Here is a 9,957-nt window from a genome sequence, read left to right on the forward strand (position 1 = left end):
TCTTGTCATTGAACACCTCAAATAATGGTGGCGACTGTACCACCTAAAACGGTGTCCGGGATGATTAGACCACTACACGTCGCTATCAGTTAACCGATGCACAATGGGGACTTATCGAGCCCCTTTTTCCATACCACCGCATAAGCGGACATCCTACTCGCGAGCCACGCCAAGTGCTTGATGGCATTCTCTGGATACTTCACACCGGTGCACCTTGGCGAGATCTGCCAGAACGTTTCGGCCCATGGAACTCGGTCTACAACTCCTTTCGACGTTGGCAAAGCACAGGCCGCATCGATGCCATCCTTGCGGTGCTGCAACTGCATCTCAATGAAGAAGGGCTTATCGACTTCGACCTGTGGTGCATTGACGGCTCCAATGTCAGGGCATCCAAAGATGCTGCCGGAGCGCGTAAAAAAACACTCCGGTGAATCAAGCACTTGGTCGCTCTCGTGGTGGTTTTGGCAGCAAAATTCACTTGGTCACTGATGGTAATGGTTTACCGCTGGGGTTCTGCCTTTCGCCGGGGCAATCAGCGGAAATCAGATATGCGACAAGTGCGTTGGCCATGGCAAGGATCCCGACTTCATCAGGCCGTTATCGCACGCGACCAACGCATCTTGCCGCAGATAAGGCCTATAGCAGCAGGGCTCTGCGGGCAGAACTCCGGCGCAGAAAGATAAAAGCGGTTATCCCGCAACGCAGCGACCAGCAACGGCACCATAAGGGACGTCCACTGGTATTAGGGAGGGTGCGAATAAGCACCCTCCACAACGAAACTGAAAAAATTAGTTTATTAAATTCAAATACTTACAAAGGCGCATTTTTATGTTTGGTGACTTATTCGCACCTTCCCTAATATCGACGCAGCCCGCTGTGATGCAGATAATCCGGTGTTTTATGAGGATGAAGTCGATATAGACCTTAATCCCAAATTAGGGGCCGACTGGATGTTCAGAGCGCAGCAAAAGCGGGTTGTCACACCTGGAAAGAACGCCAAACATTACCTGGCAGGCGTTCTCCATGCAGGCAATGGAAGAGTACTTTACGTCAGCGGGATAAAGAAAAACTCATCGCTGTTTATTGCCATGCTGGAAAAGCTGCGTCGCCACTACCGACGAGCCAAAACCATCACACTGATCCTCGATAACTACATCATTCACAAAAGCAAACAGACCGAGCGATGGTTGAAGAAGAACCCCAAGTTCTGCCTGGTGTTCCAGCCAGTTTACAGCCCTTGGGTTAATCACATAGAACGGCTGTGGCACAAGTTACATGAAACCATCACGCGCAATCATCAATGCAGAGGAATGGCCAGCCTGCTGGCCCGAGTGAAACACTTCATGGATACCGTGTCTCCTTTCCCGGGGAATGGCTATGGTACAGCGAAGGTGTAGCACTATTGGGATCAGTTATTTAGATATTGACGAGTACGTCGGGTTTTCTCTTGTTTGAGTTGCCTCTTGTGGTAAGATAGTAATTAATTACTATCTTACAAGGAGTGCTCGTGGACACCCATCCAAAGCATCTGCCGGCCGATGAACGTCGTGCCGTAACTGTCGAGTCCGTCGTGGCGCTTGCCGGTTCACAAAACCCAAGCGAGATAACCACTGCGGCTATCGCTAAACACATGAACTTGACCCAGGGTGCGCTGTTTCGGCACTTCCCGAACAAGGAAGCCATTTGGCAGGCGGTCATGGAGTGGGTAGCAGAGCGCCTATTAGCCAGAATCGATCGATCCGCACAAGGAATCGAGTCGCCCTTGGCAGCCATGGAGGCGATGTTCATGAGTCATATCGAATTCGTAGCTGAGCACCCAGGCGTGCCAAGAATGATGTTTGGTGAGCTTCAGCGTGCCGAATCGACACCGGCCAAGCGCATGGTGCAAACCTTGATTCAGCGCTACGGCGAACGTTTGCATCGTCTCATCGAGAAAGGCAAGGCCAGCGGCGAGTTGTCTCCCTCGCTTGACAACGAGGCGGCGGCAACGCTGTTCATTGGCACGATCCAGGGCTTGGTCATGCAATCGCTGTTGGCGGGTGATGTGGGACGTATGCACCGCGATGCGCCGCGCGTCTTTGCAATTTATCGGCGTGGCATAAGGAGTGCGCAATGAAAAAGTTACCCTTGCAAGGCCGCACCCTGGCGCTGCTTGCCGTCATCATTCCTTTGCTGGTGCTTTTTATTTATGTCGGTCTGCGATCAGGGCCGCTCGCCCCGGTCGCTGTGACGGTGGCAAGCGTGGAATCACGGGCTATCACACCGGCGCTGTTCGGCATCGGCACGGTGGAGGCGCGCTACACCTACAAGATCGGGCCGACGTTTGCCGGGCGCGTCAAACGCCTGGAGGTGCATGTAGGCGACCAGGTCAAGGCCGGACAGGTGCTCGGCGAGATGGAGCCGGTCGACCTTGATGATCGGGTGCGCTCACAGGAGTCTGTATTCAAGCGGGCGGAAGCGGCTTTGCGCGAGGCAGAAGCCCGGCAAGCCTACGCGCAGACCCAGGCGCGCCGCTATGAGCAATTGTTTGCGGTGCGCTCGACCAGCGAGGAAATCGTCACCACCAAGCGGCAGGAACTACAGATCGCCGATGCCGCCCTATCCGCCGCTCGGGAAGATATTGCCCGGGCACGCTCCGACCGCGAAGGACTCGTCGCGCAGCGGAGCAATCTGCGCCTGATCGCGCCGGTCGACGGTGTAGTCGCCGTGCGCGATGCCGATCCCGGCACGACCATCGTCGCGGGCCAGGCCGTGGTGGAAGTGATCGACCCCAAGAGTTTGTGGATCAATGTGCGCTTCGACCAGATCAGCGCATCGGGGCTGGCTGGGGGGTTGCCGGCTCATATCGTCCTGCGTTCGCGTGGTGGCCAGACCTTGAAAGGCCGCGTGCTGCGGGTGGAACCCAAGGCCGACGCGGTAACCGAGGAAACGCTTGCCAAGGTGACATTCGATAACAAACCAGAACCTTTGCCACCGGTGGGTGAACTGGCCGAAGTCACGGTTGACTTGCCGGCGCTCCCGGCCGCTCCACTGATCCCCAACGCTGCCGTCCAGCGTGAAGGCGATAAAGTTGGTGTCTGGCAAATCGTGGATGGTGATCTGCATTTCTCCCCGGTCAAGCTCGGCACTTCCGACCTCAATGGTTACGTGCAGGTGCGCGAAGGGCTCAAGAATGGGGACCAGGTTGTGACCTATAGCGAAAAGGCACTGACGGCGCGCAGCCGCATCCATGTGGTCGAGCATATCCCGGGAGTTTCACGATGATCAGCCTGGCCGGCCGCGACATTCTCCATGCCTGGGGGAAATTCGTCTTCACCGGCATCGGTCTGGGTCTGCTGATCGGCGTCACCCTAGTCATGGCTGGGGTGTACCGAGGCATGGTGGACGACGGCAAGGCGTTGCTCGACAACAGTGGCGCTGACCTTTGGGTGGTGCAAAAGGATACTCTGGGTCCTTATGCGGAGTCGTCCAGCCTCAACGATGACGTGTATCGCGCCATTCTCGCCATGCCGGGAGTCTCACAGGCAGCGAACGCGACCTACCTGACCATGCAGGTACGCAAGGGCGAGAGTGATGTACGCACCATGGTGGTCGGCATCGCGCCCGGTGCGTTGGGGGCTACACCCGGATGGCCTCCTTATCTCGTCGCTGGACGCCAGATCACGCGCGGTCACTACGAGGCTGTGGCCGACATCGCCACCGGCTTCAAACTGGGAGATCGTCTTGCCATTCGCCGCAATCATTACACCGTCGTGGGGCTGACACGGCGCATGGTGTCGTCCAGCGGCGACCCGATGGTATTCATTCCGCTCAAAGATGCCCAGGAGGCCCAGTTCCTCAAGGACAACGATGCCATCTGGCAAAGCCGGCGTCGCACCGAAGCCAACCCGGTCTTCAATCGACCCGGTGATCCAGGTTTGCTGGATGCCGTGATTGCTTCACAGAGCAGCAACGCGTTCGTCAATGCCGTGCTGGTCACTCTGAAACCTGGTCATGCGCCGGACGAGGTTGCCGAATCCATCCAGCGCTGGAAGCGTTTGACGGTCTACACCCGGGCACAGATGGAAGACATCCTCGTCGGCAAGCTGATCGCCACCTCGGCCAAGCAGATCGGCATGTTCCTTGTGATTCTGGCCATCGTTAGCGCGGCCATCGTTGCCTTCATCATCTATTCGCTGACGATGGACAAAATCCGTGAGATCGCGGTGTTGAAGCTCATCGGCACACGCAACCGAACCATCGCCGCGATGATCATGCAGCAGGCGCTCGCCCTGGGCGTGATTGGCTTCGTGGTCGGCAAGATCACAGCCACCTTTTCAGCACCGGCTTTTCCAAAATATGTCCTGCTCACGCCAATGGATTCTGTCGCCGGTTTTTTTGCCGTGCTCGTGATCTGCGTTCTAGCTAGCCTCGTCGCCATTCGCATGGCACTCAAGGTCGATCCGGCCGAAGCCATTGGAGGTTGAGATGAGTGGCAAAGGGATACACATCGAAAGTTTAAGCAAGCGGTATGGCGATGGTGACACCGCTGTCTTTGCCTTGAGAGACGTGAATATGCATGTTGCACCTGGTGAAGTGGTGGGACTGATCGGCCCTTCCGGGTCCGGCAAGAGCACGCTGCTCAAGTGTCTGGGTGCGGTGATCGAACCGACCGCCGGTCGCATGACGCTGGGCGATGAAGTGATCTACGCCGATGGCTGGAAAGTCCGCGACCTGCGCGCCTTACGGCGTGACAAGATCGGTTTCGTTTTCCAGGCGCCGTACCTGATTCCGTTTCTCGATGTCACCGACAACGTGGCGCTGTTGCCGATGCTTGCAGGCGTCGCGAATGGAGAGTCGCGCGCGAAGGCACTGGAATTGCTCACGGCGCTTGATGTGCAACACCGAGCTCGCGCAATGCCCTCGCAACTCTCCGGTGGCGAGCAGCAACGGGTTGCCATCGCGCGCGGATTGGTCAATCGCCCGCCAGTGATCCTGGCCGATGAACCCACTGCGCCGCTGGATTCCGAGCGCGCCATGGCTGTAATCCGCATCCTCAACGACATGGCCCGCAAGTTCGAGACCGCCATCATCGTCGTCACCCATGACGAAAAGATCATCCCGACCTTCAAGCGCATCTACCACATCCGCGACGGTGTAACCCATGAGGAAGCTGGCGAAGGGCGGGAGTTCGAATGAGAGAATGATTGAATTACAGGAGAATTTCATGACCCACCGCAAACACAGCCACGCATTTGGAACTATCACCCTGACCGTTACGGCCTGCCTGCTTCTATGGGGTTTTCAGTTGCCAGCTTGGGCTGGTGACGCTACCCAGGTTGAGCCACTGGCGCTACGCAAGATCATGCAGGAACTCGGGCGCAACATGCAGGCTATTACCGGTGCGATTTCGCAGGAGGAATGGGTTCAGGTCGTTCAGCTCGCCCCAAAAGTTGCTGCACACCCCGAGCCACCGCTTACTGAAAAAATGCGCATCCTTGCTTACCTCGGCGCTGATGCGACCAAGTTCAGAAACTTTGACGCGCAGACTCACGAGGCGGCGCTGGCCATGAAGCTGGCTGCTGCGAGCAGCGACGGCAAGGCGGTGATCCAATCATTCGCCCACGTGCAGGAAAGCTGCTTGGGCTGCCACCAAGCTTTCCGTAAACCTTTCGTGGAGCATTTTTATGGAGCACGCTAAAACATGCCAGCGCCCCATCAGCCTCGAAAGACGGCTTGCGGCAACTTACCTGGTAGCTGGTCTGATCACCGCCGGTCTGGCCGGCTGCGCCGCTGGCCCTGATTTTAAGCGTCCCACCGCACCCGATGTGGCTCGCTACACTGCAATACCAGTGGCTGATAGAACCGCGTCCGCTCCCACGCAGTTCGGCGAAACACAACGTCTAGTCGAAGGGCTTCCGATCGAAACGCAATGGTGGCAAAGCTTGGGTTCATCCGCACTCGACGGACTGATAAACGAAGCTTTCCATGTCAGCCCGACGCTGGCGAGCATCAGCGCCAATTTGCGACACGCGCAGGAGCTTCTTGCCGCACAGGCGGGCTCGACGCAATATCCACAGGTAGATGTCGCACTGGGATCTCAGCGCCAGCAAATGAGTCCCGGTAGCCAAGGGTTGAGCGGAGACGCACGTCAATTCAGCCTCTACAACGCCAGCGTTGGCGTGCATTACAACCTCGATCTGGCTGGCGGCAACCGGCGCGCACTCGAAGCCTTGGCTGCTCGCGCCGACTACCGTCGCTTCGAACTGAATGCTGCGCGCCTGGCCCTTGCCGGCAACATGGCAACCGCTGCCATTACCCGAGCACGCCTCGCCGCGCAACTAGAAGCCACTACTGCCATTTTGCGCGTGCAGGATGAGCAACTGCGCCTAGCCCATGAACGCGTGCGTATCGGTCAGGCCTCACCTGATGAAGCGTTGAGCCTACAAGCTCAGGCGGAGCAAACGCGGGCAGAACTGCCTGCGCTGCGTAAACAACTGCAACAAACCGAACATCTACTGGCGGTGCTAGCCGGTCGTGCCCCAGGCACGGGTGGCATCCCGGCCTTCACTCTGGCCGATTTCACTCTACCCGTCGAGATGCCGCTCGTCGTGCCCTCAGAACTGGTGCGCCGCCGACCGGATATCCAGGCGTCAGAGGCGCTGTTGCATGCGGCCAATGCAGACTATGGTGTGGCTGTCGCCAAGCTCTACCCACAGATCAACCTGAGCGCCAACCTTGGTTCTCAGGCGCTGACCACCGGTGCCCTGTTCGGTGGTGGCTCGGCAGTGTGGGGCCTGGTTGCGCAGCTCACCCAGCCTCTTTTTAATCCAGGGCTACCCGCTGAAAAAAGAGCGGCGCTCGCCGCTTTTGATGCCGCCGTAGCCAATTACCAGAGCGTCGTATTGGAGTCTTTGCGTAACGTCGCCGACACCCTGCGCGCGGTGGAAAGCGATGCACAAACTTTGACTGCCCTCGCTGCCGCTGATATGGCTGCACAGGCCTCCTTGCAGTCGGTCGAGCGGCAATACCGGCTGGGCGCGGCCAGCTACCTGCAACTGCTCATCGCGCAGCAACAGGCACAGTCAATCCGGATCAATATGGTTGCGGTCCAGGCACAACGCCTAGTCGATAGTGTTGCTTTATATCAGGCCCTGGGAGGTGGTGTCAGTTAAGACTATACCCTAACCTGATGTCAGATGTTGAGCACAAACAACGTCAGAGTAGGGTATTAATTTATATTTATTGACGCATTCAGCCAAGGGTAATGGATTTCATCCTGACATTTTTACCTTTGGAGGCATCTTGCAAGGTCAACGTATCGGCTACGTTCGCGTCAGCAGCTTCGACCAGAATCCTGATCGACAACTGGAACAAATAGAAGTCGGCAAGGTATTCACCGATAAGGCTTCAGGCAAGGACACACAACGTCCCGAACTTGAAAGGCTGCTGGCCTTCGTCCGCGAGGGCGACACCGTGGTGGTGCATAGCATGGACAGGTTGGCACGCAACCTTGATGACCTGCGCCGCATCGTCCAAGGGCTGACACAACGGGGCGTGCGCATGGAGTTCGTCAAAGAAGGGCTAACGTTCACCGGCGAGGACTCACCGATGGCCAATCTGATGCTGTCGGTCATGGGAGCCTTTGCTGAGTTCGAGCGCGCTCTGATCCGCGAACGTCAGCGCGAGGGAATCGTGCTGGCTAAGCAGCGCGGGGCCTACCGGGGACGAAAGAAATCGCTGAACAGCGAACAAATTGCCGAGTTGAAACGGCGAGTTGCGGCAGGCGACCAGAAAACCTTGGTGGCCCGTGACTTCGGCATCAGCCGCGAAACCTTGTACCAGTACCTGCGGGAAGACTGACCATGCCACGCCGCTCAATCCTGTCCGCCACCGAGCGCGAAAGTCTGCTGACACTGCCAGATGCCAAAGACGAACTGATACGGCACTACACGTTCAACGAAACCGACCTGTCGGTGATCCGTCAGCGTCGCGGCGCCGCGAATCGATTGGGCTTCGCCGTGCAGCTTTGCTACTTGCGATTCCCTGGCATCTTCTTGGGCGTCGATGATCCTCCATTTCCGCCCCTGCTGCGCATGGTGGCCGCACAACTCAAGGTGCCGGTGGAAAGCTGGAACCATTACGCACGTTGGAGGGTCGTCAATTCGCTGTTCATGCTGAATTGATATTCCCTTGCCGGTGCAGTGTTGCAACAGCACCAGTAAACGCGCCAAGCAGGTTAACATTCAGTACCGCTTGTCAGTCAGGTGCCAGTGGCTTATCTGGTGTTGCTACCGAACTGAAGGTCTAGGGCGAAGGAGAGTGGAAGGTGGGCAAGCACGGCAAGGAGAAACGGCAAGCTTCACTTGGCTGTTGATGCGTAGACCAGTGCCATCGTTGCCGACGAAGTTAGCCTTGAAACGGTGGAGGATTAAGGCACATTGAATGAACATGTTATGGACCCATTTTGGATTTGGCAACAAGCAGATTGGCCCCATTTTCGTTGGCGGGATAGCGAGATATTGCCCAGATTACGGCAGGTTCAACGCAGACAGGGAATTCTAATCGGTAGTCATTCCAGGTTGGGGAACCCCGACCAAACGTTGGACACGTTATTGGCTAACATCATCTCCTCATCCGCTATCGAAGGCGAACGTCTCAATGCCCAATCCGTGCGATCTTCCCTGGCTAGGCGGTTAGGGAGCTCACAAACTCAGTCCTATCCAGTATCAGAGCGCTCAGAGGGGCTCGCGGCCATGATGCTGGATGCCATCGACAACCATGAACAACCACTGACAATTGAACGACTTTACCAATGGCATCGTTGGCTGTTCCCTGTCAACGAATGGTCGGTACAGCCAATGAACGTAGGGCAGTTGCGAGGAGATGAGCCGATGCTGGTTGTCTCTGGGCGTGTTGATCGCCCTACCGTGCATTTTGAGGCACCGCCCAGAGCAACTCTGGACGATCAACTGGCCGAGTTCATCCCCTGGTTTAACCAGACTCAGCATGACCCCACGATGGATCCACTGCTTCGTGCGGCGATCTGTCATTTCTGGTTCGTGACCCTGCATCCCGTTGATGATGGCAATGGGCGGCTCACGCGGGCATTGACCGATCTCGCGCTGTCACAGGCTGACAGCCAGGGCATCCGTTTGTATGCCATGTCAGTCGCTATTCTAGAATGGCGGGCTGACTACTATCGGGCACTGGAGTCAACACAGAAGGGCACGCTGGATATCACATCCTGGCTTTGTTGGTTCCTCGACACACTGGATTACGCCATAGAGCTGGCATTACAGGTTATTGATCGTTCTCTTGCCAAGGCTCATTTTTGGTTGCGGCACTGTCATGACAGTCTGAGTCCAGAGCAAACCAAAGTGATTAACCGCCTACTGGATGGCGGCCAACAGGGTTTTGAAAATGGCATCAACGCCAGTCAATATCAAAAAGTCGCCGGAGTCAGCAAGGCGACTGCTACACGCCATCTTGCGCAACTGGTGGATAGGGGGTGCATTGAAAAATTACCTGGTGGCGGACGCAATACACGTTATCAGATCCAGGGCGTCCGCATGAGTGTTTGAAATCTGAGCAAAACGTAGCAAGCACGTGTCGTTGTAAAATTCAGCGAACTGGATCTTGCCATGATTGAACATTAAATAAACTTTTGACTGCGCACTAGTTGTTCACATGCATTCATCTGGCGTTCATGATCTTGCCCTGGCTCTCGCCCTGAGTCAATGGCTGCTCCGGTCATAGCGATGGGCTTACCATTAATCAGTATGTTAGATACCCCTGAATCAATCGCGCGCGGATGAGCGCGGTTTTCGTGATGTAACCTTGTCCGTAGCTTTTTGCTAATCTGGGTTATGTATAAGGCCTGTTTATCAGAAAAGCTCAAGCTAGGGAAGGTGCGAATAAGCGGGGAAATTCTTCTCGGCTGACTCAGTCATTTCATTTCTTCATGTTTGAGCCGAT

General features: G+C 56.4%; 8 protein-coding genes and 5 pseudogenes. All 13 read left to right on the top strand.

Translation table 11 applies throughout. The features are described from left to right. Positions 1–113 precede the first annotated feature (113 nt). Positions 114–757, top strand: a pseudogene (locus PG881_RS23380) (IS5 family transposase); the annotation flags it as partial. Between the two features lie 115 nt (positions 758–872). Next, positions 873–1,397, top strand: a pseudogene (locus PG881_RS23385) (IS630 family transposase); the annotation flags it as partial. 110 nt (positions 1,398–1,507) lie between these two features. Then, on the top strand, positions 1,508–2,116 hold the full coding sequence (locus PG881_RS23390) for a TetR/AcrR family transcriptional regulator (RefSeq protein WP_004393990.1): 609 nt from the start codon (positions 1,508–1,510) through the stop codon (positions 2,114–2,116). Continuing rightward, on the top strand, positions 2,113–3,264 hold the full coding sequence (locus PG881_RS23395) for an efflux RND transporter periplasmic adaptor subunit (protein ID WP_023266980.1): 1,152 nt from the start codon (positions 2,113–2,115) through the stop codon (positions 3,262–3,264). The genes PG881_RS23390 and PG881_RS23395 overlap by 4 nt, the downstream gene beginning before the upstream one ends. Further along, positions 3,261–4,466, top strand: a complete 1,206-nt coding sequence (locus PG881_RS23400) for an ABC transporter permease (protein WP_004393995.1) — start codon at positions 3,261–3,263, stop codon at positions 4,464–4,466. Before PG881_RS23395 ends, PG881_RS23400 begins: the two co-directional genes overlap by 4 nt. Position 4,467: 1 nt before the next feature. Continuing rightward, positions 4,468–5,178: an ABC transporter ATP-binding protein gene (locus tag PG881_RS23405; RefSeq protein WP_004393997.1), complete on the top strand. Its 711-nt coding sequence runs from the start codon at positions 4,468–4,470 to the stop codon at positions 5,176–5,178. Positions 5,179–5,206: 28 nt separating this feature from the next. Next, entirely contained in the window at positions 5,207–5,680 is a 474-nt protein-coding gene (locus PG881_RS23410) for a cytochrome c (RefSeq protein ID WP_003056106.1), read from the top strand. Next, positions 5,667–7,154 carry an efflux transporter outer membrane subunit gene (locus PG881_RS23415; protein ID WP_042648285.1) on the top strand — a complete coding sequence of 496 codons (1,488 nt, stop codon included), beginning with the start codon at positions 5,667–5,669 and terminating at the stop codon, positions 7,152–7,154. The genes PG881_RS23410 and PG881_RS23415 overlap by 14 nt, the downstream gene beginning before the upstream one ends. 130 nt (positions 7,155–7,284) lie before the next feature. Further along, positions 7,285–7,842: a recombinase family protein gene (locus PG881_RS23420; protein WP_001162010.1), complete on the top strand. Its 558-nt coding sequence runs from the start codon at positions 7,285–7,287 to the stop codon at positions 7,840–7,842. Between the two features lie 2 nt (positions 7,843–7,844). After that, positions 7,845–8,129, top strand: a pseudogene (locus PG881_RS23425) (DUF4158 domain-containing protein); the annotation flags it as partial. After that, positions 8,117–8,360 (top strand): annotated as a pseudogene (locus PG881_RS24005) (transposase); the annotation flags it as partial. The pseudogenes PG881_RS23425 and PG881_RS24005, both read left to right, overlap by 13 nt. A gap of 75 nt (positions 8,361–8,435) precedes the next feature. Continuing rightward, positions 8,436–8,669 (top strand): annotated as a pseudogene (locus PG881_RS23430) (DUF4172 domain-containing protein); the annotation flags it as partial. 66 nt (positions 8,670–8,735) lie between these two features. Continuing rightward, the gene (locus PG881_RS23435) at positions 8,736–9,563 is read left to right on the top strand and encodes a Fic family protein (protein ID WP_270803237.1); all 828 of its coding nucleotides are present in this window, start codon (positions 8,736–8,738) and stop codon (positions 9,561–9,563) included. The last annotated feature ends 394 nt before the right edge of the window (positions 9,564–9,957 follow it).

The organism is Aeromonas sp. QDB54, from assembly GCF_027707385.1.
GTDB lineage: Bacteria > Pseudomonadota > Gammaproteobacteria > Enterobacterales > Aeromonadaceae > Aeromonas > Aeromonas hydrophila.

Coding starts and splice junctions, on each gene's coding strand:
- PG881_RS23395 (WP_023266980.1), top strand. CDS start 2,113: ATGAAAAAGTTACCCTTGCAAGGCCGCACCCTGGCGCTGCTTGCCGTC.
- PG881_RS23400 (WP_004393995.1), top strand. CDS start 3,261: ATGATCAGCCTGGCCGGCCGCGACATTCTCCATGCCTGGGGGAAATTC.
- PG881_RS23405 (WP_004393997.1), top strand. CDS start 4,468: ATGAGTGGCAAAGGGATACACATCGAAAGTTTAAGCAAGCGGTATGGC.
- PG881_RS23410 (WP_003056106.1), top strand. CDS start 5,207: ATGACCCACCGCAAACACAGCCACGCATTTGGAACTATCACCCTGACC.
- PG881_RS23415 (WP_042648285.1), top strand. CDS start 5,667: ATGGAGCACGCTAAAACATGCCAGCGCCCCATCAGCCTCGAAAGACGG.
- PG881_RS23435 (WP_270803237.1), top strand. CDS start 8,736: ATGATGCTGGATGCCATCGACAACCATGAACAACCACTGACAATTGAA.